At 65.5% G+C, this 26821-nt stretch carries 24 protein-coding genes; 17 read left to right on the top strand and 7 right to left on the bottom strand.

Annotation, left to right across the window (positions count from 1 at the left end; translation table 11 throughout):
- Window positions 1–168 precede the first annotated feature (168 nt).
- Together HUW43_RS06415 and ppc are read left to right on the top strand one after the other, a co-directional pair.
- Entirely contained in the window at window positions 169–582 is a 414-nt protein-coding gene (locus HUW43_RS06415; RefSeq protein WP_188236596.1) for a YbaY family lipoprotein, read from the top strand.
- Between the two features lie 63 nt (window positions 583–645).
- Window positions 646–3315 (top strand): phosphoenolpyruvate carboxylase, encoded by a 2670-nt coding sequence (ppc, locus tag HUW43_RS06410; RefSeq protein WP_188236595.1) that lies wholly within the window; start codon window positions 646–648, stop codon window positions 3313–3315.
- Window positions 3316–3392: 77 nt separating this feature from the next.
- On the opposite strand, the gene HUW43_RS06405 is transcribed toward ppc, so the two are convergent.
- The 4 genes from HUW43_RS06405 to HUW43_RS06390 form a co-directional block, all read right to left on the bottom strand.
- Entirely contained in the window at window positions 3393–3908 is a 516-nt protein-coding gene (locus HUW43_RS06405; protein WP_188236594.1) for a hypothetical protein, read from the bottom strand.
- A gap of 152 nt (window positions 3909–4060) precedes the next feature.
- Entirely contained in the window at window positions 4061–4864 is an 804-nt protein-coding gene (locus HUW43_RS06400) for an SDR family oxidoreductase (protein WP_188236593.1), read from the bottom strand.
- A 156-nt stretch (window positions 4865–5020) separates the two neighbouring features.
- Complete coding sequence (locus tag HUW43_RS06395; RefSeq protein WP_188236592.1) at window positions 5021–6139, bottom strand: acyl-CoA dehydrogenase family protein; 1119 nt, start codon at window positions 6137–6139, stop codon at window positions 5021–5023.
- A 3-nt stretch (window positions 6140–6142) separates the two neighbouring features.
- A complete protein-coding gene (locus HUW43_RS06390; protein ID WP_188236591.1) occupies window positions 6143–7324 on the bottom strand; it encodes an acyl-CoA dehydrogenase family protein in 1182 nt (393 codons plus the stop codon).
- Window positions 7325–7498: 174 nt separating this feature from the next.
- On the opposite strand from HUW43_RS06390, the gene HUW43_RS06385 reads away from it, so the two are divergent.
- The 10 genes from HUW43_RS06385 to HUW43_RS06340 all read left to right on the top strand — a co-directional run bounded on the left by HUW43_RS06385 (window position 7499) and on the right by HUW43_RS06340 (window position 18763).
- Window positions 7499–8356 (top strand): SDR family NAD(P)-dependent oxidoreductase, encoded by an 858-nt coding sequence (locus HUW43_RS06385; protein ID WP_188236611.1) that lies wholly within the window; start codon window positions 7499–7501, stop codon window positions 8354–8356.
- Entirely contained in the window at window positions 8353–9813 is a 1461-nt protein-coding gene (locus tag HUW43_RS06380) for an MFS transporter (protein ID WP_188236590.1), read from the top strand. The genes HUW43_RS06385 and HUW43_RS06380 overlap by 4 nt, the downstream gene beginning before the upstream one ends.
- Window positions 9814–9925: 112 nt before the next feature.
- Window positions 9926–11215: an acyl-CoA dehydrogenase family protein gene (locus tag HUW43_RS06375; RefSeq protein WP_188236589.1), complete on the top strand. Its 1290-nt coding sequence runs from the start codon at window positions 9926–9928 to the stop codon at window positions 11213–11215.
- A 47-nt stretch (window positions 11216–11262) separates the two neighbouring features.
- A complete protein-coding gene (locus tag HUW43_RS06370; protein ID WP_188236588.1) occupies window positions 11263–12354 on the top strand; it encodes a Zn-dependent alcohol dehydrogenase in 1092 nt (363 codons plus the stop codon).
- The gene (locus tag HUW43_RS06365; protein ID WP_188236587.1) at window positions 12351–13418 is read left to right on the top strand and encodes a phosphotransferase family protein; all 1068 of its coding nucleotides are present in this window, start codon (window positions 12351–12353) and stop codon (window positions 13416–13418) included. Before HUW43_RS06370 ends, HUW43_RS06365 begins: the two co-directional genes overlap by 4 nt.
- Window positions 13415–14191, top strand: coding sequence for an SDR family NAD(P)-dependent oxidoreductase (locus tag HUW43_RS06360; protein ID WP_188236586.1), 777 nt, complete (start codon window positions 13415–13417; stop codon window positions 14189–14191). The genes HUW43_RS06365 and HUW43_RS06360 overlap by 4 nt, the downstream gene beginning before the upstream one ends.
- Window positions 14191–14994, top strand: a complete 804-nt coding sequence (locus tag HUW43_RS06355; protein ID WP_188236610.1) for an SDR family NAD(P)-dependent oxidoreductase — start codon at window positions 14191–14193, stop codon at window positions 14992–14994. Before HUW43_RS06360 ends, HUW43_RS06355 begins: the two co-directional genes overlap by 1 nt.
- 10 nt (window positions 14995–15004) lie before the next feature.
- Window positions 15005–16207, top strand: a complete 1203-nt coding sequence (locus HUW43_RS06350; RefSeq protein WP_188236585.1) for a serine hydrolase domain-containing protein — start codon at window positions 15005–15007, stop codon at window positions 16205–16207.
- A 24-nt stretch (window positions 16208–16231) separates the two neighbouring features.
- A complete protein-coding gene (locus HUW43_RS06345) occupies window positions 16232–18265 on the top strand; it encodes a 3-hydroxyacyl-CoA dehydrogenase NAD-binding domain-containing protein (protein ID WP_188236584.1) in 2034 nt (677 codons plus the stop codon).
- Window positions 18266–18523: 258 nt separating this feature from the next.
- Window positions 18524–18763 (top strand): hypothetical protein, encoded by a 240-nt coding sequence (locus HUW43_RS06340; RefSeq protein ID WP_188236583.1) that lies wholly within the window; start codon window positions 18524–18526, stop codon window positions 18761–18763.
- A gap of 10 nt (window positions 18764–18773) precedes the next feature.
- Here HUW43_RS06340 and HUW43_RS06335 read toward each other — a convergent pair whose 3' ends face one another.
- Together HUW43_RS06335 and queF are read right to left on the bottom strand one after the other, a co-directional pair.
- Window positions 18774–19184: an acyl-CoA thioesterase gene (locus HUW43_RS06335; protein ID WP_120220999.1), complete on the bottom strand. Its 411-nt coding sequence runs from the start codon at window positions 19182–19184 to the stop codon at window positions 18774–18776.
- Window positions 19185–19229: 45 nt separating this feature from the next.
- Window positions 19230–19700, bottom strand: coding sequence for a preQ(1) synthase (queF, locus tag HUW43_RS06330; protein WP_188236582.1), 471 nt, complete (start codon window positions 19698–19700; stop codon window positions 19230–19232).
- A 120-nt stretch (window positions 19701–19820) separates the two neighbouring features.
- Between queF and HUW43_RS06325 the strand changes: the two genes are divergently transcribed.
- The 5 genes from HUW43_RS06325 to HUW43_RS06305 all read left to right on the top strand — a co-directional run bounded on the left by HUW43_RS06325 (window position 19821) and on the right by HUW43_RS06305 (window position 26151).
- Window positions 19821–21122 (top strand): hypothetical protein, encoded by a 1302-nt coding sequence (locus HUW43_RS06325; protein ID WP_188236581.1) that lies wholly within the window; start codon window positions 19821–19823, stop codon window positions 21120–21122.
- 184 nt (window positions 21123–21306) lie between these two features.
- A complete protein-coding gene (gene sseA / locus HUW43_RS06320; protein WP_188236580.1) occupies window positions 21307–22146 on the top strand; it encodes a 3-mercaptopyruvate sulfurtransferase in 840 nt (279 codons plus the stop codon).
- A 152-nt stretch (window positions 22147–22298) separates the two neighbouring features.
- Complete coding sequence (gene chrA, locus HUW43_RS06315) at window positions 22299–23636, top strand: chromate efflux transporter (protein WP_188236579.1); 1338 nt, start codon at window positions 22299–22301, stop codon at window positions 23634–23636.
- A gap of 20 nt (window positions 23637–23656) precedes the next feature.
- A complete protein-coding gene (metC, locus tag HUW43_RS06310; protein ID WP_188236578.1) occupies window positions 23657–24859 on the top strand; it encodes a cystathionine beta-lyase in 1203 nt (400 codons plus the stop codon).
- Window positions 24856–26151 (top strand): mechanosensitive ion channel family protein, encoded by a 1296-nt coding sequence (locus HUW43_RS06305; protein ID WP_317450833.1) that lies wholly within the window; start codon window positions 24856–24858, stop codon window positions 26149–26151. Before metC ends, HUW43_RS06305 begins: the two co-directional genes overlap by 4 nt.
- A gap of 100 nt (window positions 26152–26251) precedes the next feature.
- Here HUW43_RS06305 and ppa read toward each other — a convergent pair whose 3' ends face one another.
- Window positions 26252–26788, bottom strand: coding sequence for an inorganic diphosphatase (ppa, locus tag HUW43_RS06300; RefSeq protein ID WP_188236577.1), 537 nt, complete (start codon window positions 26786–26788; stop codon window positions 26252–26254).
- Window positions 26789–26821: the final 33 nt, after the last annotated feature.

The raw sequence follows: 26821 nt of genomic DNA, 5'->3' as shown, positions 1-26821 counted from the left end.
ACACCATCGCCTACACCGGAAATTACACCACGAGCGCGGACGCTAACTCGCCGGAAGGGGAACGGCTTTGTGGTGGGTTATGGCCGTTTCCCGTCGAACGCTGTCTTCCATCTCCGGCTTGCACGCTGTAATCCTTTGCCCCTGGGGACGGTTGCCAGGAGACTGAACATGGTTCGTGCGGTGCTTTTCGGACTTTCCGCCTTCTCGCTCGCCGCCTGCGCGACGATCCCGCCGGCAGAGCAGCCCGTGTCGGTTACCGGCAGCATCACCTATCGCGAACGCGTGGCATTGCCGCCGACCGCACAGGTCGAAGTCACGCTCGCCGACGTCAGCCTGATGGACGCGCCGTCAAAGACGATTGCGCAGCAGGCGTTCACCGCCGACGGCCGCCAGGTGCCCTTTGCCTTTTCGCTGACCGTCGACCAGCGCCTGCTCGATCCGCGCCACAGCTATGCCGTGTCGGCGCGCATCACCGACGCGTCGGGCAAGCTGATGTTCATTACCGACACGCGTAATTCTGTTACGTTCGATGGACGCCGCGCGATCGATTTGGGAACATTGATGCTGGTCAAGACGCATTGATCTAACCCGCGCATAGCTATGCGCGGCTTGACCCTGCACCTTCGCAGGTGCAGCAAGCGGCGCATGGGCCCACCGATCCAGATTTCGCAAAATCCCGACATCCGCTATCTGGGGCGGATTCTCGGCGACGTCATCCGCGCCTATGGCGGCGATAAATTATTCCGCCAGACCGAATACATCCGTTCGTCGAGCGTCGACCGGCATCGCGGGATCGCGGGGGCGGAGGCGATCGACCCGGGCCTCGACGCGCTCAGTCTCGACGACACCATCGCCTTCGTGCGCGGCTTCATGCTGTTTTCGATGCTCGCCAATCTGGCCGAGGATCGACAGGGCGTCGCCGCAGAGCCCGAGGCGACGGTGGCGGCAGCGCTGGAGACACTGAAGGGCAACGGGATCGACAGCGAAGCGATCGCGGCGCTGCTGAACGCGGCACTGATCGCGCCGGTGCTGACCGCGCACCCGACCGAGGTGCGCCGCAAGTCGATGCTCGACCACAAGAATCGCATCGCCGAACTGATGCGGATGCGCGACGCGGGGCTTGCCGAAACACCCGAAGGCGATGTGATCGAGGACGCGATCCGGCGGCAGGTGGTGCTGCTCTGGCAAACGCGCCCGCTGCGCACGCAGAAATTGTTCGTCGCCGACGAGATCGACAATGCGCTCACCTATTTGCGCGACATTTTCCTGCCCGTGGTGCCCAAGCTGTATGCGCGTTGGGAAAAGGAACTGGGGCAGCGCCCCGCGAGCTTCCTGCGCGTCGGCAGCTGGATCGGCGGCGACCGCGACGGCAATCCCTTCGTCACTGCCGAGACGCTGTGCATGGCGACCAGCCGCAATGCCGCGGCGGTGATCGGCCATTATATCGATCAGGTTCACGCGCTCGGCGCCGAACTGTCGGTATCGTCGAACCTGGCGCCGGTTCCGCAAGCGGTCGAGGCGCTGGCCGAGGCGAGCGGCGATACCGCACCGAGCCGCAGCGACGAACCCTATCGCCGGGCGCTGTCGGGGATTTATGCGCGGCTGTCGGCGACTTATGCCGCGATCACGGGCGGGGCGCCGCCGCGTCCCGGCGCGCTGAAGGGCGAGCCCTATGCCGCGCCCGCCGAGTTTCGCCGCGACCTCGTCACCATCGCGAACGGCCTGTCGGCAAGCGGCAAGGGGCAGCTCGCGGGCATCGGCGCACTGGGACGGCTGATCCGCGCGGTCGAGGTGTTCGGATTCCACCTCGCGACGCTCGACATGCGGCAGAACAGCGCGGTCCACGAGCGCGTGCTTGCCGAGCTGCTCGCGGTGTCGGGGGTCGAAGCCGATTATCTGGCGCTGGACGAGGCGGCGCGCGTCGCCTTGCTGCGCCGCGAACTTGGCGTCAACCGGCCGCTCGCCGCGCCATGGCACGCGTGGAGCGACGAGACCGCAGGCGAACTCGCGATCATCCACGCGGCGGCGGACGTGCGCAAGAGACTGGGCAATGACGCAATCGTCCAGTGGATCATCAGCAAGGCCGAAAGCCTGTCCGATCTGCTCGAAGTCCATGTGCTGGCGCGCGAGGCCGGGCTGTGGTCGGCCGAAAGCCACGACAATCTGATGGTCGTGCCGCTGTTCGAGACGATCGCCGACCTGGGCGACGCGCCCGCGATCATGGCGGCCTATTTCGCGCTGCCCGAAATTGCACGGCATGTCGCGGCACGCGGGCATCAGGAAGTGATGATCGGCTATTCGGATTCGAACAAGGACGGCGGTTATCTGACCTCGACCTGGGGACTGCATCAGGCATCGGCGGCGCTGACCCCGGTATTCGAGGAAGCCGATATCGCAATGCAGCTGTTCCATGGCCGCGGCGGCGCGGTCGGGCGCGGCGGCGGCAGCGCCTTTGCCGCGATCCGCGCACAGCCCGCGGGCACGGTGCAGGGACGCATCCGCATCACCGAACAGGGCGAGGTGATCGCGGCGAAATATGGCACGATCGACAGCGCGGCGACCAATCTGGAAGCGATGGTGTCGGCAAGCCTGCTCGCGAGCCTCGAACCCGAGGCAATGGGCGCGAAAGACGCGCCGCGCTTTACCGCGGCGATGGATGCGCTGTCGGACACCGCCTTCGCCGCCTATCGCGGGCTGGTTTACGACACGCCGACCTTCAAGGATTTTTTCCGCGCGATGACCCCCATCGCCGAGATTGCGACGCTCAAGATCGGCTCGCGACCGTCAAGCCGCACCAAATCGAGCGCGATCGAGGATCTGCGCGCGATCCCGTGGGTGTTCAGCTGGGCGCAGGCGCGCACGATGCTGCCCGGCTGGTACGGAACCGGCGAGGCATTCGCTGCCTTTGACGACAAGGCGCTGCTGGCGGACATGGCGGCAAGCTGGCCCTTCTTCGCCGCGCTGCTCGGCAATATGGAGATGGTGCTCGCCAAATCGGACATGGGGATTGCGGCGCGCTACGCCGGGCTGGCGGCGCACGTCGACGGTCACGACATGATCTTTGGGCGGATCAAGGACGGATGGAACCGCGCGCACGACGCCCTGCTCGATATTACGGGCCAGACGCGGCTGCTTGAAAAGAACCCGGCGCTGGAGGCGTCGATCCGGCTGCGCCTGCCCTATATCGAGCCGCTCAATCTGCTTCAGATCGAACTGATGAAGCGCCACCGCGCAGGCGAAACCGACCCGCGCATCGCCGAAGGTATCCAGCTGACGATCAACGCAATCGCAACGGCGCTTCGGAACAGCGGGTAATCGGAATCCCCTCCCCCCTCGACGGGGGACGGGGATCGGGGCCGGCATGTCACCTCATTTCTCGGCTATGAAGGGAGTCAGCCCTTGCTGATCCGCACCTCGCCCTTCGACGCCTTGCCGTCGGGGGCAAAGCGGATCGTGAAATCATCGCCGTCTTTCGCCCGGCCCGTCAGCGTGTCGCCGCTGCGCCTGACCTTGATTCCCTTTTTCGCAAATTCGCCCGCCATCCAGTCGGCGGCGACCCTGGGCGCGGCGGGGGCGGTGAAGCCAAGCTTTACGACCGCGGTGTCGGCGCCCTTGCGATCGTTCGCGTCGATGTCGACCCGCGTCACCTTGCTGCCCGGATAGAGTTTCACGCCGTCGATGTCGAAATCGCTTTCGATGTCGAGGTCGACAAGGTCGGGGACGTCGATGTTCACCGCGGCGTCGCCGCCGCCGATGCTGATCTTGCTTCCATCCGCGCCGGTCCGGATCTTCACGCCGCCCTCGCCGCCGGCATTGATCGAAACCTGGGGGCCGTCGTCGGCCTTTGTGTCCTCCGCGCCGCAGGCGGCGAGGAGCATCATCGGGGGAATGAGGAAGGCAAGACGCATGGAGACTCTCCTTGGTGCATTAGTTGAATAATACACCTTGGCGAGTTCCGAGTCAATGTCGCCGCCATTCTCATCCCGGACCTGATCCCGGATGCATCCGGACGTCGCGGTCGTGAATGCCGGATCAGGCCCGGAGTGACGAAGATGGCCGATCAGGCGTCGATGCTGGTCTTCAGGTCGCCGTGGACGAGGCCGCCATCGACCGTGATCGTGTCGCCGACGACATAGTCGCCCGCTTTCGACGCGAGGAAGATCGCGGCGCCCGCCATGTCTTCCGGCACGCCGATGCGCTTGACCGGAATGCTCTTCGCGACCACGTCGCCATGGTCGCGCGCGGCCTTGTTCATATCCGACTGGAAGGCGCCGGGGGCGATCGCAGTGACCAGGATATGATCGCTGACAAGCCGCGCGGCGAGGCGCTTGGTGAGATAGAGGATTGCGGCTTTCGACGCGTGATAGCTGTAGGTTTCCCAAGGGTTGAGGCGCATGCCGTCGATCGAGCCGATGTTGATCACCTTGGCGGGGCGTTCGTGCGAACCGCCCGCCTTGAGCAGCCCGTGCAGCGCCTGCGTCAGGAAGAAGGGCGATTTGACGTTGATGTCCATCACCTTGTCCCAGCCCGCTTCGGGAAAGCCCTCGAAGGGTTCGCCCCACGCCGCGCCGGCGTTGTTGACGAGGATGTCGAGCCGTTCCTCGCGCGCTTCGAGTTCCTTGGCGAGCGCGCGACAGCCTTCGACGGTCGACAGGTCGACGGGAAGGCCGATGACCTTGCCCGGATAGCGCGTGTCGAAATCGGCGACGGCTTCCTCGATCTGCGCCGTCTTGCGCGCCGAGATATAGATGCGCGCGCATCCTGCGGCGAGATAGCCCTCGACGATCATCTTGCCGATGCCGCGCGAGCCGCCGGTGACAAGCGCGATGCGCCCGTCGAGGCCAAACATGTCCTGGAGGTTCATTGGTTAGGCTCCTCTTGAAAGCCCCTCCCCTTCAGGGGAGGGATTGGGGTGGGGGTCCGCGGCGCAGCGCAAAGGCCGATGTCCCCAACCCGCCACGACCGGCAAACAGGTTCGCAAGTCTCGCTGCCCCCGCTGAAGGAGAGGGCGTCATCCCGATCAATAGCCGTTCATCCGCGCGACCTGGTCAATGTGATAATGCACATCGCCCATATATTCCGCCAAGGCGCGATCGCGTTTCATGTAAAGGCCGATGTCATATTCGTCGGTCATGCCGATGCCGCCGTGCATCTGCACGCCCTCGCGCACCGCAAGATTGGCGGCGCGCCCGGCCTTGGCCTTGGCGACCGAGACCATCAGCTTCGCGCCGTCGCTACCCTCGTCCAAAAGCTGCTGCGCCTTCATCACCGCGGCGCGTGCGACTTCCATCTCGCCATAAAGATGCGCGGCGCGGTGCTGGAGCCCCTGAAACTCGCCGATCAGCCGCCCGAACTGCTTGCGTTCCTTGAGGTAGGCGACCGTCATGTCCATCGCCCCCTGCCCGACGCCGACCATTTCCGCGGCGGCGCCGGTGCGCGTTGCGGCGAGCAAGGCATCGAGGATCGCCCCGCCCGCATCGACTTCGCCGATCACCGCGTCGGCATCGACTTCGACGCCGTCGAGCGTGACGTGGCTTGCGAGCGACGAGTCGACGAGACGGCGCGGGTCGGCGGTGAGGCCCCTCGCATCTTTCGGCACCGCGAACAGCGTGATGCCGCCGTCGGTCCTGGCCGCGACGATGCTCATGTCGGCGACATGGCCATGGAGGACGAAGCTTTTTCTGCCGTCCAGCCGAAAGCCGTTACCGGCGCGCGTCGCGGTGGTGGCGATGCGGTCGGGGCGGTGCTTGGCGCCCTCGTCGATCGCGAGAGCGACGATCGCTTCACCGCTGGCAATCGCCGGAAGCCAGCGGCCCGCCTGCGTGCCGCCCGCCTTTGCCAGCGCGGCGACCGCGCCGACGCTGGTGGACAGAAACGGCGACGGGGTCAGGTTGCGGCCGATTTCCTCGAGCACGATGCCCGCCTCCATATGCCCCATGCCGAGCCCGCCATGCGCCTCGGGAACAAGCATTCCGGGCAGGCCCATTTCGGTGAACTGCGCCCACAGGTCGCGCGAGAAGCCGGTGGCATCGGCACTGTCGCGCAGGTGGCGCAGGTGCGACACCGGCGCCTGTTCGGCGACGAAAGGCGCGACGCTGTCCTTGAGCATCGCCTGGTCGTCATTGTGATACAAAGGCATGGGTCAGGCTCCGGGCAGGTCGAGGATACGCTTGGCGATGACGTTGAGCATGACTTCGCTCGTCCCGCCTTCGATCGAATTGGCCTTGGTGCGGAGCCAGCTGCGCGCGCGCGCGCCGCCCTTCGACTCTTCGCTGTCCCATTCAAGCGCGTCGCTGCCGCCGCCCGCCATGACAAGCTCGTGGCGGCGCTTGTTAAGCTCGGTGCCGACATATTTCATCATGTTCGACGACGCAGGATGCGCGCGGCCGGTCTTCCACATGTCCATGAAGCGTTCGCCCATCGCCCGATAGGCAAAGACGTCGGTGTCGAATGCCGCCATTTCGGCGCGCAGGATCGGGTCGTCGAGCTCGCCCGCCGCGTTGAGGCCAAGCGACTTCGCAAACAGCGCGCCGACGCTGACCATGTCGCCGCCCGCGCCGCCGCCCGAGATCATCTCGCGTTCGTGGCCGAGCAGATATTTGGCGACGTCCCAGCCGCGGTTCACCTCGCCGACGAATTGATCCTTCGGCACCTTCACATCGTCGAAAAAGGTTTCGCAGAAGGGCGAATTGCCGGAGATGAGAAGGATCGGCTTGGTGGTGACGCCGGGGCTCTCCATGTCGAAGAGCATGAAGGTGATTCCCTGATATTTGTTCGCCTTGTCGGTGCGAACGAGGCAGAAGATCCAGTCGGCCTTGTCGGCGTAGCTCGTCCAGATTTTCGACCCGTTGACGACCCAATGATCGCCCTTGTCCTCGCCGAAAGTCTGCAAGCTGACGAGGTCGCTGCCCGATCCGGGTTCGCTATAGCCCTGGCACCAGCGGATTTCGCCGCGCGCGATCTGGTTCAGATAATGAACTTTCTGCTCCTCGGTGCCGAACTTGAGCAGCGCGGGGCCGAGCATCCAGATGCCGAAGCTGTCGAGCGGCGAGCGCGCCTTGATGCGCTTCATTTCCTGTTTGAGGATCTTGGTCTGTTCGGGGGTCAGCCCGGCGCCGCCATAGGCTTTCGGCCAGTCGGGGACGGTATAACCCTTCGATACGCAGGCTTCGAGCCACGCCTTCTGGGCGTCATTCTTGAACACCCATTTGCGCCCGCCCCAGCAGATATCGTCCTCGTCGCGCACGGGCTCGCGCATCTCGGGGGGGCAATTCGCCTCCAGCCATTCGCGCACCTCGGTGCGGAAAGCGTCCAGTTCGCTCATCCTTTTCGGCTCCTCTTCTCTGCGGCGAATCTACGTCCGCTTCGCTGCTTTACGCAAGCGTCAACTTGGCGCGCCGCGCTTGACGTTACGGCGCCGTAACGTCGGACAGGCCAGCGTTGACGCGGCTTCCCGCGCGCCTAAGCTGAGTAGCAAAAGAAAACGGGAGGATGGGTGATGCGATTCGCGGGCAAGATGGCCGTCGTCACGGGCGCAGCGTCGGGCATCGGCAAGGCAGCGGTGCTGAAACTGGCGGGAGAGGGCGCGCATGTCTTTGCCGCCGACATCGACGAAGCGGGCGGGCGCGCGCTGGCCGAAACGTCGAACGGCAGGATCGACTTCATCCGCTGCGACGTCACCGTGCCTTCGGACATCGAGGCGCTGATGAACGCCGCCGCGGCGAAAGGCGGCGGCATCGACATCGTCTTCAACAATGCCGCCGCAGGCGGCGATCGCGCGCCGATCGACGAGATCACGCCCGAGGGCTGGGACCGGACGATGGACCTGGTGCTGAAATCGGTCGCCATGGGCATCCGCTATGCCGCGCCGCATATGAAGGGGCGCCAGGGCGCGTCGATCGTCAACACGGCGAGCGTCGCGGCGCTCGGCGCGGGCTATTCGCCGATCGCCTATGCGGTGGCAAAGGCGGGCGTGCTGCACCTCAGCAAGGTCGCGGCGACCGATCTGGCCCAATATGGCATCCGGGTGAACGCGATCTGCCCCGGTTTCATCAACACCAATATCTTCACCGCGTCGCTCGATGTGCCCAGTGAACTCAAGGCGCAGGCCAATGCTGTGATCGCCGAGATGAGCGCCAGGGCCCAGCCGGTCGCGCGCGGCGGCCAGCCCGAAGATATCGCCAACGCCGTCGCCTATCTTGCCAGCGACGAGTCGAGCTTCATGACGGGCACTCACCTGCTCGTCGACGGCGGGCTGACGATCGGTCAGCGCCATGCGTGGGACAAGGAAACGCCGGGGATGTTCGACGCGCTGGTGGCGATGGAGGAAGCGGCCAGGGCCGGAGCCGCAGCGTGAGCGCGGCGACGGCCGCGGTCCCGCGTCCCGAGCGCCTGCCGGTCTGGCTGAAGGTCACACACGGGCTCGGCAGCATAGCCTATGGCGTCAAGGACAATGGCTTTTCGACCTTCCTGCTGCTCTTCTATAATCAGGTGATCGGGCTGGACGCGGGAATTGTCGGGCTGGCGATCATGGTCGCGCTGATCGCCGACGCCTTTGTCGATCCGGTGATCGGCGAACTGACCGACCGCACGCGCAGCCGCTGGGGCCGCCGCCTGCCCTGGCTCTATGGTGCGCCGATTCCGCTGGCGATCATGTGGATGCTGCTGTGGAACCCGCCCGAAATGAGCGACACGATGACGGTCGCCTGGCTGATCGGTTTCGCGATTATCGTGCGTTCGCTCGTGTCGATGTGCGAAGTGCCATCGGTCGCGATCGTCCCCGAACTGACCGCCGATTATGACGAGCGCACCGCGGTGATGCGATACCGTTTCCTGTTCGGCTGGGGCGGCGGGCTGCTGATCCTGCTGCTCGCCTACGGCGTCTTTTTCGGCGGCGCGAAGGGGCTTGTCGATCCCGATGGCTATTTCCCCTATGCGCTGACCGGCGCGCTGCTGATGACGGGGGCGGTGATGCTGTCCGCGGCGGGGCAGCACAAGCGCATCGCGGTGTCGAACCTTTCCGACGTCAAACCCAGGACGACGCTGCGCCGGGTGCTCGGCGAAATGCGCGATACGCTGTCGAACCGCGCCTTTCTGTGGCTGGTGTTCGCGGCGCTGTTCGGTTTTGTCAATCAGGGCATCACCTTTTCATTGAACAATTATCTGCTCGGCTTTTTCTGGCAGTTCACGCAGGGCGAGATGGTCGCTTATGTCTTCCTGCTCTTTGCCACGATGGTCGCGGCGTTCATTCTGGTCGGGCCGATTTCGGCACGGCTCGGCAAGCGCGACGGCGCGATTTTTGCCGGCGCGGTCGCGCTGCTCGTCAACAGCGGCATCTATTTCGCCTATATCCAGGGCGTGTTCCCCGGCCTGCCGGGCAAGCCCAGCGTGCCGACGATGTTCGCGCTGGTGTTCGTCAGCAATACATTTTCGATCATCCTGATGATCCTGTCGTCGTCGATGATGGCCGATGTCGTCGAAGCGTCGCAGAGCGAGACCGGGCGGCGGTCCGAAGGCCTGTTCTTCGCCGGCTATTTCTTTATGCAGAAATGCGCGACGGGCATCGGCATCTTCGCCGCGGGGCTGATCCTGTCGCTCGCAGCCTTTCCGGCGAATGCGAAGCCGGGCGAGGTCGGCGCGGACGTGCTCGGCAATCTTGCGCTCGGCTATGCGCTCGCGATCCTGATCATCGGCACGCTGGGGCTGATCGTGATGCGCCGATTCCCGATCTCGCGTGCCGACCATGAAGCGCGGCTCGCGATATTGAGCGATGCAGCGCGCGCCGAGCCCGATGCGAGCGGCGCGCATCCGTAAGAGAAAACTGCGCGGCGTGACCAGATGAGGTAATTTTCGGACCGCAGGACTTGGCAAGGCCGCCGAATCGGTCCAAGGGTTTACGTGAACGTAAAGGGAAAGGACGCGTCGCATGGATTTCGATCTCACCGAACGACAGAAGCACTGGCAGGGCCGCGTGCGCGAGTTCATCGAGCGAAAGGTCCGCCCAGCGGTGCCGACCTATTATGAGCAGGATGCGCAGGGCGACCGCTGGAAGGTGATCCAGATCGTCGAGGATCTGAAGGCCGAGGCGAAGGCCGCGGGCATCTGGAACCTGTTCATGCCGCCGCGCAGCGCCGCGCATCATCATGTCGACGAGACGTTCGAGTTCGAGGGGCCTGGCCTCACCAACCTCGAATATGCGCTGTGCGCCGAGGAGATGGGGCGCATCGGCTTTGCAAGCGAGGTGTTCAACTGCTCGGCGCCCGACACCGGCAATATGGAAGTGTTCCACCGTTACGGCACGCGCGCGCAGAAGGACAAATGGCTGAAACCGCTGATGAACGGCGAAATCCGCTCGGCCTTCCTGATGACCGAACCCGCGGTCGCATCGTCCGATGCGACGAATATCGAGACGCGGATCGAGCGCGACGGCGACGATTATGTCATCAACGGCACCAAATGGTGGTCGTCGGGCGCTGGCGATCCGCGTTGCTCGGTGGCAATCGTCATGGGCAAGACCGATTTCGGCGCCAAGCGCCACCAGCAGCAGTCGATGCTCGTCGTGCCGCTCGACGCGCCGGGAATCACCATCAAGCGCCACCTGCCCGTCTTCGGCTATGACGATGCGCCGCACGGTCATATGGAAATCGAACTGAAGGACGTGCGCGTCAATGCCGAGGAAGCGATGCTGCTTGGCGAGGGCCGCGGGTTCGAGATCGCGCAGGGGCGCCTTGGGCCGGGCCGCATCCATCACTGTATGCGCACGATCGGCGTCGCCGAGGAAGCGCTGGAGAAAATGTGCAAGCGGCTCCAGTCGCGCGTCGCATTCGGCAAGACGATCGCCGAACACAGCATCTGGGAACAGCGGATCGCGCGCGCGCGCATCGATATCGAGATGACACGCCTCCTTTGTCTCAAGGCGGCCGACATGATGGACAAGATCGGCAACAAATCGGCGGCGGCGGAGATCGCGATGATCAAGGTGCAGGCGCCGAACATGGCGCTGCAAATCATCGACGACGCGATCCAGGCGCATGGCGCGGGCGGCGTCAGCGAGGATTTCGGGCTGGCCAGGGCCTATGCGCACCAGCGCACCTTGCGCATCGCCGACGGCCCCGATGAAGTCCATGCGCGTGCGATCGCGCGGATCGAGTTCGCGAAACATTCGCCTGCGGCCGACCCCGGTTTCTCGTCGGGCGACATCGGGGTTTCGCGGTAAACATGCTTCCCTCCCGCTTGCGGGAGGGGAATGATACGGAGCAATAAATGACCAAAGCCGCGATCCTGATCGAACCGGGCAAACCGCTCGTCATCGAGGACATCGTCGTCGACAGGCCAGGCCCGCACGAGGTGCGCATCCGCACCGCCGCGTGCGGGCTGTGCCATTCGGACCTGCATTTCATCGACGGCGCCTATCCGCACCCCCTGCCCGCTATTCCGGGCCATGAGGCGGCGGGCATCGTCGAGGCGGTCGGCAGCGAAGTGCGAACGGTGAAGGTCGGCGACGCGGTCATCACTTGCCTCAGCGCCTTTTGCGGCCATTGCGAGTTCTGCGTCACGGGCCGCATGTCGCTGTGCATGGGCGGCGACACCCGGCGACCCGCCGGGTCGGCACCGCGCATCACGCGCCCCGACGGATCGCCGGTCAATCAGATGCTCAACCTGTCGGCCTTTTCAGAGACGATGCTGGTCCACGAACATGCGTGCGTCGCGATCGACCCCGACATGCCGCTCGACCGCGCAGCGGTGATCGGATGCGCGGTGACGACGGGCGCGGGAACGATCTTCAACGCCTGCAAGGTGACGCCGGGCGAGACGGTCGCGGTGGTGGGTTGCGGCGGCGTGGGGCTCGCCACGATCAACGCCGCGAAAATTGCGGGTGCAGGGCGCATCATCGCCGCCGATCCGGTGCCGGAAAAACGCGAGCTGGCCAGGAAGCTGGGCGCCACCGATGTCGTCGATGCGCTCGCCGACGATGCGGCAACGCAGATCATCGAGCTCAGCAAGGGCGGGGTTGATCATGCGATCGAGGCGGTCGGACGTCCCGCCTCGGCGAACCTCGCGGTCGCGTCGCTGCGTCGCGGCGGCACCGCGACGATCCTGGGAATGATGCCGCTTTCCGAAAAGGTCGGGCTGGGTGCGATGGACCTCTTGTCGGGCAAGAAATTGCAGGGCGCGATCATGGGCGGCAACCGCTTCCCGGTCGACATTCCCCGGCTGGTCGATTTCTATCTGCGCGGGCTGCTCGACCTCGACTCGATCGTCGCCGAGACGATCCCGCTCGATCGCATCAACGAAGGGTTCGACAAGATGAAGAAGGGCGACGCCGCACGGTCGGTGGTCGTATTCGACCAGTGACGCTTGACGCCCAGAAGGCCTTTAGCGGCACCGTCGCGCCCGAGGGCGCGGACCTGCTCGACGAAGCAAAGCTGACCCGGTGGATGGAAGCAAATGTCGAGGGTTTCCAAGGCCCGCTGACGCAAAGCAAATTCGCCGGCGGCCAATCGAACCCGACCTACAAGATCAGCGCGCCGTCGGGCAATTATGTGCTGCGCCGCAAGCCCTTCGGCCCGCTGCTCCCCTCGGCGCATGCGGTCGACCGCGAATATAAGGTGCAGGCGGGCCTGTATAAGATGGGCTTTCCCGTTGCGCGCCAATACGGGCTTTGCACCGATGACGATGTCATCGGCAGCTGGTTCTATGTCATGTCCATGGTCGATGGCCACACGATCTGGGACGGGTCGATGCCCGGATCGACGGCGGAGAACCGCCGCGCGACCTATGAAGCGATGATCGACACGCTCGCGGCGCTGCACAAGGTCGATGTCGAGGCGGCGGGCCTGGCGGATTTCGGCAAGCCGGGCAATTATTTCGGGCGCCAGGTTGACCGCTGGACCAAGCAGTACAAGCTCGCCGAAACCGAGACGATGGACGAGATGGAACGGCTGATCGCCTTTCTGCCCGCCAGCCTGCCCGAACAGACCCGCACCAGCGTCGTTCATGGCGATTATCGCATCGACAATATGATCTTTGCCCACGACCGGCCGGACGTGCTCGCGGTGCTCGACTGGGAATTGTCGACGCTGGGTGATCCGCTCGCCGATTTCACCTATGTCGCGATGGCGTGGGTCACGGAAAATGGCGGGCGATCCGGGGTGATGGACCTCGACCGGAAAACGCTCGGCATCCCCGAACTCGACGAAATGGTCGAACGTTATTGCACCGCCACGGGGCGCGAGGGCGTGCCCGACATGAACTGGTATTTCGCCTATAATTTCTTTCGCCTCGCCGGGATCATGCAGGGCATCAAGAAGCGCGTCATCGACGGCACCGCTTCCTCCGCCCATGCCAAGGCGATGTCGGAGCGCGTGCAGCCGCTGGCGGCGCGCGCGTGGGAATTTGCACGAAAGGCGGGCGCATGAGCCTGTTCGACATGACCGGCCAGGTCGCGCTGATCACCGGATCGTCGCGCGGCATCGGCAAGGCGACGGCAGAAGCAATGGCCGAACAGGGTGCAAAGGTCGTGATTTCCAGCCGCAAGCAGCATGCGTGCGACGCGACCGCGGCCGACATCAACGCGCGGTTCGGCAAAGGCACGGCGATTGCGGTCGCCGCGAACATTTCGTCGAAGGACGATCTTCAGAATCTCGTCAACGAAACGCGCGCGGCCTTCGGCAGGATCACCACGCTGGTCTGCAATGCCGCGTCGAACCCCTATTATGGTCCCGGCCTCGGGATCAGCGACGAACAGTTCCGCAAGATCATGGACAATAATATCCTGTCGAACCACTGGCTGATTTCGATGGTCGCACCCGAAATGCTCGAACGCGGCGACGGGTCGATCATCATCATCAGCTCGATCGGGGGCCTGAAAGGATCGCCGATCATCGGCGCTTACGGGATTTCAAAGGCCGCCGACATGCAGGTCGCGCGCAATTTTTCGGTCGAGTTCGGGCCGCGTGGCGTGCGCGTCAACTGCATCGCGCCGGGCCTTATCCGCACCGACATGGCGCGCGCCTTGTGGGAAAATGAGGAGAATCTGCGGCGCTCGACCGCCGCCTCGACCCTGAAGCGGATCGGCGAGCCGCACGAGATCGCGGGCGCCGCGGTCTTCCTCGCCAGCAAGGCGGGGGCATTCACCACCGGCCAGACCATCGTGTGCGATGGCGGTGCCACGATTTCGGGAGGCGCATGATGGGCGCATTGGACGGCAAGGTTGCGATCATCACCGGCGCGGGATCGGGCATCGGCCGGGCGAGCGCGCTGCGCTTCGCCGCCGAAGGCGCGAAGCTGGTGCTCGGCGACAAGACGGCGGCGGTGCATGAAACGGCGCAACTGGTGAAGGACGCCGGGGGCGATGCGGTCGCGATGGAGATTGACGCGGGGATCGAAACCGATGTGGCGGCGCTCGTCGCCGCCGCGAAGGAGCGCTTCGGCGGCCTCGACGTTGCTTTCGCCAACGCCGGGATCATCGGCGACATGGGCGGCATTTTCGATTTCGATCCCGCCGCCTGGGCCGAAACGCTGCGCGTCAACCTGATTGGCCCCGCGCTGATGGTGAAACATGCTGGTAAAGCGATGGTCGACCAGGGCCGCGGCGGCGCGATCGTGCTGACCGCGAGCGTCGCCGGGCTCAATTCGGGCGCCGGTCCCGGCGCCTATTCGGCGTCGAAGGCGGGGGTCATCAACCTCGCCAAGGTCGCCGCGCAGCAACTGACCACCAGCGGCGTGCGCGTCAACGCCATCTGTCCCGGCCTCACCGAAACGGGGATGACCAAGCCGACCTTCGATTATGCGCGCGCCAAGGATGTTACGCACAAGCTGGGCCAGCTCAACCCGCTGAAGCGCGCCGCTCAGCCCGAGGAGTTGGCCAATGTCGCGCTGTTCCTGGCCAGCGATCAGGCAAGCTATGTCAACGGACAGGCGATCGCGGTTGACGGCGGCCTCACCAGTTCGCATCCGGTAACGCGCCAGCTGCTTGGCCAGACATCGCATTGACAGGATAGATATGGTTCACGGTTTCGATACGGCCCGGCTTGACCGCATTCCCGCCTTTCTTGAGGCCAAATATGTCGGCGCCGGCCGGCTGCCGCACGCGGCGACTTTGGTGTCGCGGCGCGGCGAGATTGCGCATCGTTCGTGCATCGGCGAAGCGCGGCCCGGCGAGCCGCTGAAAGAGGACGCGATCTTTCGTATCGCGAGCATGACCAAGCCGATCACCAGCGTCGCCTTCATGATGCTGGTCGAGGAGGGCAAGGTCGCGCTCGGCGATCCGCTCGTGAAATTCTGCCCCGAGTTCAAAGATACCGGCGTTTTTGTCGCGGGCGGCGGCAATGTGCCCTTTGTGACTCGGCCGCCCGCGTCGCCGATCCGCATGGTCGATTTGCTGCGCCATACGTCGGGGTTGACCTATGGTTTCCAGGAACGCACGCCGGTCGATGCGGCGTATCGCAAGGCGCGCATCGACGACTTCGACGCCGATTATACGATGGACAGCTTCATCGCCGCGCTCGCCAAAATCCCGCTCCAGTTCGACCCCGGCGCGCACTGGAATTATTCGATGGCGACCGACGTGCTCGGCGCGGTGATCGAGCGGATCGAGGGCAAACCATTTGCGCAGGTGTTGCAGGAGCGCATTTTCGGCCCGCTCGGCATGGTCGACACCGGCTTCAAGGTGCCCGCCGACCAGCAGCACCGGCTGACCGACGCTTACGCCTTTCACCCGAGCGACAAGATGCAGGGTTTCGACGAAGGCAAGCGCAGCCGCTGGGCAAAGGACCGGAGCTTCCATTCGGGGGGCGGCGGGCTGGCTTCAACGCTCGCCGACTATCACCGTTTCTGCCTGATGCTGCTCGGCGGCGGCAAGCTGGAAGGCACGCGCATCATCAGCCGCAAGACGCTCGACCTGATGACGTCGAACCACCTTGTCGGCGGCGGCGACCTGACAGAGCACAGCGTCGGCGTGTTCAGCGAGGATGAAAATGCCGGCGTCGGCTTCGGGCTCGGCTTTGCGGTGACGCTCGATCCGGCGCGCGCGGGCATTCCCGGCTCGGCGGGCGATTTTTACTGGGGCGGCATGTTCTCGACCGGCTTCTTCGTCGATCCGGTCGAGGAAATCTGCATGGTCTTCATGACCCAGCTGATGCCCTCTTCCACCTATCCCGTGCGGCGCGAGGTCAAGACATTGATCCACGCCGCGATTGATGACTGATCCCTAGACCCAAGGAGTTCTCCCATGACCGAAGATACCCCCATATCCGTCACCATGGAAAAGGATGGCGAAATCGCCGTCATCATCGTCAACAATCCGCCTGTGAACGCACTGTCCTGGCACGTTCGCCAGGGCCTCGAGGATAATTTCGCCGCGGCGCTTGCGGATGACAGCGTGAAAGCCATCGTGCTGCGCTGCGCCGGGGCGACCTTTATCGCGGGCGCCGACATCAGCGAGTTCGGCAAGCCGCCGCGCGGTCCCGATTTCAACGCGGTGCTGAACAGCATCGAAGCGGCACCGAAACCCGTCGTCGCGGCGATCCACGGCACGGCGCTCGGCGGCGGGCTCGAAACCGCGCTCGTCTGCCATTACCGCATCGCCGTGCCTTCGGCAAAGCTCGGCGTTCCCGAAGTCAAGCTCGGCCTGCTCCCCGGCGCGGGGGGCACGCAGCGCCTGCCGCGCATCGTCGGTGTCGAGGCCGCCGCGACGATGACCTCGACCGGCGATCCGGTTCCGGCGCCCAAGGCGAAGGAAATGGGGCTGGTCGACGAACTGGCGGGCGAGGACAGTCTGGCCGCCGATGCCATCGCCTTTGCGCGCGCGAAGATCGCCGATGGCCCGCGCCCGACGCGCGAACGCCCCGTGTTCGGCGATGTTGCCTTTATCGAGGAGCTGAAGGCGAAGAACGCCAAGCGCTGGCGCGGGTTCGAGGCGCCTTACGCCAATCTCGCCTGCGTCGAAGCCGCGACGCGCCTGCCCTTCGACGAAGGCCTGGCATTCGAGCGTGAACAGTTCATGAAACTGATGTTCGGCAGCCAGTCGGCGGCGCAGCGCCATATCTTCTTCGCCGAACGCCAGGCCGCCAAGATCGACGGCCTGCCCAAGGACACACAGCTGCGCGACGTCAAAAAGGTCGGCATCATCGGTGCCGGCACGATGGGCGGCGGCATCATGATGAACTTTCTGCAAAAGGGCATCCCCTGCACGATCGTCGAAATGGCGCAGGATGCGCTCGACCGCGGGCTCGGCGTCGTGCGCAAGAATTACGACGCCTCCGCCGCCAAGGGCCGCTTCACGCCCGAACAGGTCGATGCGATGATGGGTCTGATCACCCCGTCGCTTGAGCTGGACGACCTTGCCGACTGCGACCTCATCATCGAGGCGGTCTATGAGAATATGGACGTCAAGAAGGATATTTTCGGCAAGCTCGACAAGATTGCCAAGCCCGGCGCGATCCTCGCATCGAACACCTCCTATCTCGACATCGACGAGATCGCGACCGCGACCAACCGCCCCGGCGACGTGCTCGGCATGCATTTCTTCTCGCCCGCCAATGTGATGAAGCTGCTCGAAGTCGTGCGCGGCGACAAGACCGCGCCCGATGCGCTGGCCACGGCGATGGCCATCGGCAAGAAGATCGGCAAGGTCGCCGTCGTCGCGGGCGTGTGCGACGGCTTCATCGGCAACCGGATGCTGAAACCGCGCCAGGTCGAAGCGATGAAACTGCTGCTCGAAGGCGCGACCCCGGCGCAGGTCGACAAGGTGCATGTCGACTTCGGCATGCCGATGGGACCGTTCCAGATGAGCGACCTCGCCGGCGTCGACATCGGCTGGCACCGCGACCCGAACCGCATCGAAAGCATCCGCGACGCGCTGTGCGCCGAAGGCCGCTGGGGGCAGAAGAAACAGGCGGGCTTTTACGATTATGACGACAAGCGCCAGCCGTCGGAAAGCCCGCGCGTCGCCGAGATTATCGAGGAGTTCCGTGCGCGGGCGGGCGTCGAGAAGCGCGAGATCACCGATCAGGAGATCATCGAACGCACCCTCTATCCGATGGTCAACGAAGGCGCATTGATTCTCCAGGAAGGCAAGGCGCAACGCGCGAGCGACATCGATGTCGTGTGGATCTATGGCTATGGCTGGCCGGTCTATCGCGGCGGCCCGATGTTCTGGGCGGGGCTGGAAGGCACCGACAAGATTGTCGCGGCGCTGGAAAAGCACGGGTTCGAGATCGCGCCATTGCTGAAAGAAAAAGCGGAAGCCAAGGCGGGTTTCTGATCGCGCCGGAAAAGCCCTGTGTCCCCGCGCGGGAGCATGGTCAGCCCGATAGGGACCCATCGCCGGCGGGGCTGGCAACGGCGCCGACCGGCGATGGGCCTGTGCCTCCGCCGGAGCCGGGCGGGTTATAAATTGAAAGGCCGCCTGTCCCGCATTGGGGCAGGCGGCCTTTTCCTTGCCCCCAACGCGCCGCAGCCATGACCGAAAAACTGCGATTCAGGGTTAAGGCGCTGGCAAGACCTGCCGTTAGGGCAGAGCATGAACGCCATGCCCCTTGCCGCCGCCCTGTTGCTCGCCGCGAGCGCACCGGCCGCCGCACCGATGCCCGAGCGGCCGCAGGCGAGCGCCGTCGGCATCGCGCGCGTGCGCATCCTGGCGCCCGCCGAGGTCCGACGCGTGGATGGGCGGCTGGAGGTGCGGAGCGGCAGCCGCGACGCGCCGGCGCAGGTTCACCGCACGCGACGGCGCGACGGCGGCGAAACCGCCGATTTTTACTGAGATAGGCGCCTCAACCCTTTTCGCCGGGAAAGAAGCGCGCGATCACATCGCTCGCGAGCCGCGCGGGGCGCAGCGTTTCGGCGTCGATGCAGCACCAGCTCGACTTGACCTCGGCCAGCACTTCCTCGCCGCGGCGAATGATCGTTTCGTAAAAGGCGCGCGCGCCCTGCACCTTTTCGAGGATGACCGTCGCGATGACCTGATCGTCGAGGAAGGCGGGGCGGCGATAGGTGATTTCATGCTTGAGCGCGACCCAGAGATGTGCCGCCACGGCTTCGGGCGGCGCGATCTTGCGCCAGTGCGACAGCACCGCGTCCTGCACCCAGCTCAAATAATGGGCATTGTTTACATGCCCCATGAAGTCGATCGCGTCGGCGCCGACGGCAATGGGATGGTCGTGCGGAAGCGAGGCTGTCGTCATAACGTTTACACCAGTGTCAACAAAATGTGACGGAAAGATGAAAGATCAGCCCCGCCCGCGATAGGGCGCAACGCCCTGGTCGGGGAGCCACAGCCCCGCGGGCGGCGGCCCCGACTGCCAGAACACGTCGATCGGAATGCCGCCGCGCGGATACCAGTAACCGCCGATGCGCAGCCATTGCGGCTGCATCTCGTCGAACAGGCGGCGGCCGATACCGACGGTGCAATCCTCGTGGAAACCGGCATGGTTGCGGAAGGAACCGAGGAACAGCTTGAGGCTTTTCGATTCGACGATCGTCCTGCCCGGCGCATAATCGATCACCAGATGCGCGAAATCGGGCTGGCCGGTCACCGGGCAGAGCGACGTGAACTCGGGTGCGGCGAAGCGGACGAGGTAAAGCTCGCCCACGCGGGGATTGGGCACATAGTCGAGCACCGCGACCTCGGGCGAGGCAGGCAGTTCGCTCGATTGGCCGAGATGTTTGGGCGCAAGCGGCGAGGGGGTGGAATCGGTCATGGAATCGCTCTAGTGCGCAGCGCGGCCGATGTCACCGACCTCGTGGGACGACGGGCCGCGGGGTTCAGCGCCAATTCAGCGGCGTGGGCGAGATATGGACGGTTTGGGATCGCGGACAAGATGAGCGTGCGGATATTCGGTCAGGTTCGGGCGGCACGGGTCGCGCTGGCAGCAGCGATGCTGGCCGCGAGCGCGTCCGCGGGCGCACAAGACAGCGGAACCGCCACCCAAAATCCGCCGCGCCAGATCGATTTCCGCCTCCAGCCCGAAGACGATGGCCGCGCGCCGGGCGTGCAGGGGCCCGCCGACAACGGCCTGCCGCCCGTCGCGCCGGGCGAGCGCCGCGGCCAGCCGACGCCTGCACCCACGCCCACGCCGACAGCGCCCGCCATCCCGCCGCGCGTCGTCCCGACCCAGCCCGAACCGCCAGCGGCGCCCGATCCGGCGGCCGCCCGACGCCCGGCACCCGCAGCATCCGAGGCGCAGCGCGCGACCACGCCGACGCCCGCGCCGCAGATCGACCCAGCGGCCGACGCGGAGGCGTTGCCGCCGGTCAATTCGCAACCATCCGCGCCGGACCCTGTCACGCGCGAACCGGCCGATGACGTTTCCGCGGCCAACATGCCCTCGCCCGGCACCCCGGCCTGGGCGTGGGCGCTCGCCGTGCTCGCGGCCCTGGGCGCAGGCCTCTGGTACTGGCGCCGCCGCGCATCGCCCGTGGGGCCGGCGCTGGACGATACGCCCGAAGCCGCATCGCCGCCCCCCGCTGCGCGTCCCGCCCCGTCGCCGCTCGCCAAAGCCGCAACGGCGCGCCCGCCCGCACCGCCCCCGACAGCACCGGCCCCGACAGCACCGGCCCCGACGGCACCACGCCCGGCTTCGCCGCTCGTCACGCGCCCGGCGGCCGAACGCCGCGCGATCGTCGCCATGGCGCTCGAGATTCGCACCATTCGCTTTGCCGCCGATCATGTCGCGGTCGGCTTTGCGCTCAACCTGGTCAACCAGGGCAGCGCGGATGCGACCGGGCTGATGGTGCGCATCGCGCTGAATCAGGGATCGGCGATGACCGAACCGGTGCTCGGCCGCTTCTTCGACGGCGCGGGCGGCAGCGTGCTGCGCGACGACATGATGCTCGCGCCCGGCGCGGGCGAGCTGTTGTCGACCGAAGTGATGCTGCCGCGCGCCGCGATCGAACCGCTGATGATCGGCGGAAAGCCGATGCTCGTCCCCGTGATGGCGATCGACGTCACCTATCATTGGGAAGGCGAAGGTGACGCCTTCGGGCAGAATGCGGGCAGCTTCGTCCTCGGTCGCGAACAGGGGGCTGGCAGCGACAAGCTTGCGCCGCTCGCGCTCGACCGCGCCGCCTATGTGGTCGATCGCCCCGCCGCCCGGCCGACCGCGATTCGCCGCAGCCAATAGGCGCGCAGGGCGGCAATCCGCCGCTTTTGTTGTTGCGGTGCAGCAAAGGCTGGGGCAGAGCGGACCCGCTTGAAAAAGCACAGGTGGGGGCATAGGCTGATCATCCCCGGAAAGAAGCCACAGCAGGATGGCCGGACGAGGAACAGGCAAAACGGTTCCCGACCGGCGGTAACAGGAGCATGACATGGACGCCTTGGTTTCAACCGACTGGCTGGAACGCGAACTGGGGGCATCGGACCTGCGGGTCGTTGATGCGACGAAATTCCTGGGGACCGATCGCGACGCGCGCGCCGAATATGAGGCGGGGCACATTCCCGGCGCGGTGTTCATGGACCTGGCCGAACTGACCGACACGTCGAGCGCGATCGAGAATATGGCGCCGCCCGCCGAAAAATTCGCAAGCCGCATGCAGTCGCTCGGCCTGGGCGATGGCAGCCGCATCGTGCTGTATGACGACAGCCCACTCAAGAGTGCGGCGCGCGCCTGGTGGCTGCTCAAATTGTTCGGCGCACACGACGTCGCGCTGCTCGACGGCGGCCTCGCCAAGTGGAAGGTCGAAGGCCGCGCGCTCGAAATGGGCAAGCAAACGCTGCGCCACCGCCACTTCACCGTGTGGCGCGACGCCAAGGCGGTGCGGACCAAGGAACAGATGCTCGCCAATCTCGACAGTCGTGCCGAACAGGTGGTCGACGCGCGCCCCTCGGCGCGCTTCACCGGCGAGGAACGCGACCCGCGCCCCGGCCTGGCGCCCGGCCATATTCCGGGATCGCGCAACCTGCCGCACGGCGAATTGTTCAACGCCGACGGCACCTGGAAGCGCGGCGATGACCTCAAGGCCGCTTTCGACGCCGCCGGAATCGACCTCGACAAGCCGCTCGTCGCAACCTGCGGAAGCGGCATGACCGCCGCCGTCGTCGCCTTTGGAGCGCATCTGCTCGGTAAGGACGATGTCGCGGTCTATGACGGTAGCTGGCTCGAATGGGGCGCCGATGCCGCGACGCCCAAGGCGACCGGCGCGGCCTGACGCACGAAGCGCGGCTTTCGCCCCGCAATGCCTTTTTGTGCTTGTCGCGTCCCGGCGCCGCGCTAATCTCGCGGCATCGGGGCAAGACAACCTCCCGGTCAGGCATTCGCCCAAGCGTTGTTTTTTCACCCGGCTTTGCCGGCTGGAGAAGCATGACGATGACCGATTTTGCCGATCCCGTAACCCCCGGTTTTGCAGAAGCGGTGCGCGCTTATGCGCGGATCGGATGTTTGAGTTTCGGCGGCCCCGCCGGGCAGATCGCGCTGATGCACCGCGAGTTCGTCGATGAGCGCCGCTGGGTCGACGAGGCGACCTTTCTCCATGCGCTCAATTTCTGCCACCTGCTGCCGGGGCCCGAGGCGCAGCAACTCGCGACCTGGATCGGCTGGCGGCTGCACGGGCTGAAGGGTGGTCTGGCAGCAGGGCTGCTGTTCATTATTCCGGGCGCGCTGGTGATGCTCGGCCTGTCGATGCTTTATGTGATGGCGGCGGGACTGGACTGGTTCGCTGCGCTGTTCCTTGGCATAAAAGCGGCGGTATTGGCGATCGTGGTGCAGGCGTTGCTGCGCATCGCCGGACGTGCGCTCAAGACGCCGCTGCAGCGCAGCATCGCTGCCGCTTCCTTCGTCGCCGTCGCTATTTTGACCTTCCCCTTCCCGCTCGTCATTCTGGCAGCGCTGCTGACCGGCTGGGCAGCGGGGCGCTGGCGGCCGGGCTGGCTCAAGCTCGCGCCCGCTGCGGCGGCGCCGATTGTGCACGCACGCTCCCCGTGGCGGCAAAGCGTTGCGGCGATGCTCATGTGGGGCGCGATCTGGGCGGCGCCGATGCTGCTGATCCTCGTAACCCTGGGACAGGAACATGTCCTGTGGGACATCGGCGTCTTTTTCTCGCAGCTCGCGGTGGTAACCTTCGGCGGCGCCTATGCGGTGCTCGCCTATATGGCGCAGGAAGCGGTGTCGGGGTTCGGCTGGCTGCGGCCCGGCGAGATGGCCGACGGGCTGGGACTCGCCGAAACGACGCCGGGACCGCTGATTCTGGTAACGCAGTTCGTCGGCTTTCTTGCCGCCTATCGCGATGCGGCGCCCTTTACGCCATTTATTGCGGCGTTGCTGGGTGCGGGGCTGACGCTGTGGGTCACCTTTGCGCCCTGTTTCCTGTGGATTTTCACCTTTGCGCCGTGGATCGACCGGCTCGAGCGTGCGGCAGGACTGAAGGGCGCGCTGGCGGCGGTGACCGCGGCGGTCGTCGGCGTGATCGCCAACCTGGCGCTGTGGTTTGCGCTGCATGTGCTGTTCCGCGAGCTTGTCCGTAGCGGATGGGGCACGGAGCTGCCGGTGCTCGCCAGCCTCGATCCTCGCGCACTGGCACTGGCGCTGCTCGCGGCGCTGCTGCTCTTTCGCTTCAGAATGGGGATCGTGCCGGTGCTCGCGATCTGTTCGGTGGCGGGGCTCGTGGTCGGCTTTGCCGGTGGGCCACTGGATTTTACCTAGCGCTTCGCTACGATTGGCCGATGACGAATGACGACGACAGCCTCCGCCCGTCCACAAAGCTTGTGCAGGGCGGACGACGGCCCGAATGGACCGGCGACCCGCGGCTGGGCGGCGGCATCGTCAATCCGCCCGTCTGGCGCGCCTCGACCATCCTTTACGACAATGTTGCCGATCTGAAGGCGCGTGGCCATGCGACCCACGACAGGCTCTATTACGGCCGCCGCGGGACGCCGACGGTGTGGGCGCTTGCCGACGCGCTGACCGCGATGGAGCCGGGGGCCGAGGGGACGCTGCTCTATCCTTCGGGTGTCGCCGCCAATTCGGCGGGGCTGCTCGCGCTCTTGTCGCCCGGCGATCATCTGCTGATGGTCGACAGCGCCTATGAACCGACGCGCGCCTTCTGCGACGGGATGCTGCGGCGACTGGGGGTCGAAACGACCTATTATGATCCGCTTGTCGGCGCGGAGATTGCCGCGCTGATCCGCCCGGAAACGAAGCTGATCTTCCTCGAATCACCGGGCAGCCTGACTTTCGAGGTGCAGGATGTGCCCGCGATCACCCGCGTCGCGCGCGCGCGCGGCGTGCTGACGATGATCGACAATAGCTGGGCGACGCCCTTGCTCTTTCCCGCGCTGGCGCACGGGGTCGATGTCGCGATGATAAGCCTTACCAAATATGTCGGCGGGCACAGCGACGCCATGATGGGCTCGCTCACCGCGACGCGCGCGGTGTGGCCGAAGCTGCGCAGCGCCGCCTATCAGCTCGGCCAGTCGGTGTCGCCCGACGATTGCGCACTCATGTTGCGCGGGCTGCGCACGCTCGACGTGCGGATGCAGCGGCATGGCGAGAACGGCCTTGCGGTCGCGCGCTGGCTTGCGGCGCGCGGCGAGGTCGGCCGTGTGCTCCACCCGGCCCTGGCCGGCGACGCGGGCCATGCCATCTGGTCGCGCGATTTTGCAGGCACCAGCGGGCTGTTCGGCTTTACGCTGAAGGGCGCCGACGAGGAGGCACGCACACGCTTCATCGACGCGCTCGGTCATTTCGGCATCGGTTTCAGCTGGGGCGGTTATGAAAGCCTGATCGTGCCCGCCGACCCCGCAGGCATCCGCACCGCGACGCGCTGGGCCGACCCCGACCCGCTGGTTCGCCTGTCGATCGGGCTCGAAGACCCCGCCGACCTGATCGCCGACCTCGCGCGCGGCTTTGCCGCGATGACGGCGTGAACAGCCTCGACGCCCTGCTCGCCCGCATGGGTTTTCCGGCGCTTGCCGAAGCGCAACTGGTTGAGCTCGGCGTCGCCGCGGCGCTGGCTGTGCTCGCACTCGCCGCGAACCGGCTCGCCAGCAGGCGGATCGGGCCGCGGCTTGCCGACTGGCTGCACGGGCAGGATTTCGGCGCGCGCGGGCCGCTCACCGAACGCGCCGGCGCAATTCTCGGCTGGACCGCCGCGCTGCTGATCGTCGGTATCGCAGGGGCGCTCTGGCCCTGGCACCCCTATGCGTTGCTGCTGCTGAACCTGCTGTTCGCATTCGGCGTCGCAGCGCTGGTGCGGCATATTCTGATCGGCGTGGGGCTCGGAGACGGGACGGCGCTGACGGCGGCATTGGTCGCGCTCGTCGTCATGTTGTCACGTGCGGTCGGCGGGCTGGAACTGCTGCAGGAGCGGCTGGACGCCTTTGGCTTCTCGATCGGTGCGCGGCACTTCTCGCTGCTCACCGTCGTCAACCTGCTGGTGACCGTGGTCATTCTCTTCACGCTGGTGCGGCTCGCGACGCGCGTGCTGCGCCGGGCCATCAGGCGCAGCGATCGTTTCGATCCGACACAGCGGTTGCTCATCGAAAAGATTTCGGCGGTGGTGATTATCGTCGCCGCCTTTTTTGTCGGCATCGACATATTGGGTATCGACCTCACCGCCTTTGCGGTGTTTTCAGGCGCGCTCGGGCTGGCAATCGGTTTCGGGCTGCAAAAAACCGTCGGCAATCTGATCGCGGGGATCATCCTGTTGATGGACCGATCGATCAAGCCGGGCGACGTCATCGCCGTTGGCGACAGCTTTGGCTGGGTGAACAAGATCGGTGTTCGCGCGGTGTCGGTGATCACGCGCGAGGGCAAGGAGCATCTGATCCCCAACGAAATCCTGATGACGCAGGAGGTCGAAAACTGGAGCTATTCGAGCCGTGCGGTGCGCGTGAGCATCGCGGTGGGAGTCGCCTATGGCACCGACCTGCGGCTGGCGCAGCAGCTGATGATCGAAGCGGCCAGCCAGACGAAGCGCGTGCTGGCCGAGCCCGCGCCGGTGTGCTGGATCACCGCTTTCGGCGACAGCAGCGTCGACCATGAAGTGCGCTTCTGGATCACCGACCCTGAGGCCGGGATCGGCAATATCAAGGGCGACGTCTTTCTGCGCATCTGGGACAGGTTTCAGGAGTCGGGGATCGAAATCCCCTATCCGCAGCGCGACCTGCACGTGCGCTCGATGCCCGCGCCCGCGACGGCACCGAAGCCGAATGCTTGAATCGTCGCCGCCGCGAAGGCGCAGGCCGTTGGCGATCCTGCACGACGCGTCTGGCGCAAGCCGATAGCGTCCCCCCGCCTTCGCAGGGGCGACATATGTTTCAGAAGCCGACTTTTTTCGCGCGCTCGACCGCTTCGACAATGATGCGCCTGGCTTCGTCGACATCGCCCCAGCCATTGAGCTTGGCCCATTTGCCGGGTTCGAGATCCTTGTAATGAGTAAAGAAATGCTCGATCTGTTGCAGCACGATCGGCGGCATATCGGTGTAGCTCGCGACATCCTTGTAATAGGGAAAGGTCTTGTTCACCGGCACGCAGAGCAATTTTTCGTCGCCGCCGGCATCGTCCTCCATCATCAGCACGCCGATCGGGCGGCATTTGACCACCGCCCCCGCAACGATTGGCGAGCGTGCGACGACGAGCGCGTCCAACGGGTCGCCATCGTCGCCGAGCGTGTGTGGAATGAAACCGTAATTGGCGGGATAGCGCATCGGCGTGTGCAGGAAGCGGTCGACGAACAGCGCGCCCGACGCCTTGTCGAACTCATATTTCACCGGCTCGCCGCCGATCGGCACTTCGATCAGGACGTTGAGGCTTTCGGGCGGGTTGTCGCCCGCCGGAATGAGGTCGATACGCATGGGAGAAATCCTGTCTTTTCTTGATTCGCGCGC

Source organism: Sphingopyxis sp. LK2115 (assembly GCF_014595975.1).
Lineage (GTDB): Bacteria > Pseudomonadota > Alphaproteobacteria > Sphingomonadales > Sphingomonadaceae > Sphingopyxis.
The sequence above is the reverse complement of the archived record's forward strand: the minus strand, read 5'-3'. Positions and strand labels throughout refer to the sequence as shown.

Excerpts from the sequence above, each read along its gene's own strand:
- HUW43_RS06415 (WP_188236596.1), top strand. The coding sequence starts at position 169 with ATGGTTCGTGCGGTGCTTTTCGGACTTTCCGCCTTCTCGCTCGCCGCC.
- ppc (WP_188236595.1), top strand. The coding sequence starts at position 646 with ATGGGCCCACCGATCCAGATTTCGCAAAATCCCGACATCCGCTATCTG.
- HUW43_RS06405 (WP_188236594.1), bottom strand. The coding sequence starts at position 3,908 with ATGCGTCTTGCCTTCCTCATTCCCCCGATGATGCTCCTCGCCGCCTGC.
- HUW43_RS06400 (WP_188236593.1), bottom strand. The coding sequence starts at position 4,864 with ATGAACCTCCAGGACATGTTTGGCCTCGACGGGCGCATCGCGCTTGTC.
- HUW43_RS06395 (WP_188236592.1), bottom strand. The coding sequence starts at position 6,139 with ATGCCTTTGTATCACAATGACGACCAGGCGATGCTCAAGGACAGCGTC.
- HUW43_RS06390 (WP_188236591.1), bottom strand. The coding sequence starts at position 7,324 with ATGAGCGAACTGGACGCTTTCCGCACCGAGGTGCGCGAATGGCTGGAG.
- HUW43_RS06385 (WP_188236611.1), top strand. The coding sequence starts at position 7,499 with ATGCGATTCGCGGGCAAGATGGCCGTCGTCACGGGCGCAGCGTCGGGC.
- HUW43_RS06375 (WP_188236589.1), top strand. The coding sequence starts at position 9,926 with ATGGATTTCGATCTCACCGAACGACAGAAGCACTGGCAGGGCCGCGTG.
- HUW43_RS06370 (WP_188236588.1), top strand. The coding sequence starts at position 11,263 with ATGACCAAAGCCGCGATCCTGATCGAACCGGGCAAACCGCTCGTCATC.
- HUW43_RS06360 (WP_188236586.1), top strand. The coding sequence starts at position 13,415 with ATGAGCCTGTTCGACATGACCGGCCAGGTCGCGCTGATCACCGGATCG.
- HUW43_RS06355 (WP_188236610.1), top strand. The coding sequence starts at position 14,191 with ATGGGCGCATTGGACGGCAAGGTTGCGATCATCACCGGCGCGGGATCG.
- HUW43_RS06350 (WP_188236585.1), top strand. The coding sequence starts at position 15,005 with ATGGTTCACGGTTTCGATACGGCCCGGCTTGACCGCATTCCCGCCTTT.
- HUW43_RS06345 (WP_188236584.1), top strand. The coding sequence starts at position 16,232 with ATGACCGAAGATACCCCCATATCCGTCACCATGGAAAAGGATGGCGAA.
- HUW43_RS06340 (WP_188236583.1), top strand. The coding sequence starts at position 18,524 with ATGAACGCCATGCCCCTTGCCGCCGCCCTGTTGCTCGCCGCGAGCGCA.
- HUW43_RS06335 (WP_120220999.1), bottom strand. The coding sequence starts at position 19,184 with ATGACGACAGCCTCGCTTCCGCACGACCATCCCATTGCCGTCGGCGCC.
- queF (WP_188236582.1), bottom strand. The coding sequence starts at position 19,700 with ATGACCGATTCCACCCCCTCGCCGCTTGCGCCCAAACATCTCGGCCAA.
- HUW43_RS06325 (WP_188236581.1), top strand. The coding sequence starts at position 19,821 with ATGAGCGTGCGGATATTCGGTCAGGTTCGGGCGGCACGGGTCGCGCTG.
- sseA (WP_188236580.1), top strand. The coding sequence starts at position 21,307 with ATGGACGCCTTGGTTTCAACCGACTGGCTGGAACGCGAACTGGGGGCA.
- chrA (WP_188236579.1), top strand. The coding sequence starts at position 22,299 with ATGACGATGACCGATTTTGCCGATCCCGTAACCCCCGGTTTTGCAGAA.
- metC (WP_188236578.1), top strand. The coding sequence starts at position 23,657 with ATGACGAATGACGACGACAGCCTCCGCCCGTCCACAAAGCTTGTGCAG.
- ppa (WP_188236577.1), bottom strand. The coding sequence starts at position 26,788 with ATGCGTATCGACCTCATTCCGGCGGGCGACAACCCGCCCGAAAGCCTC.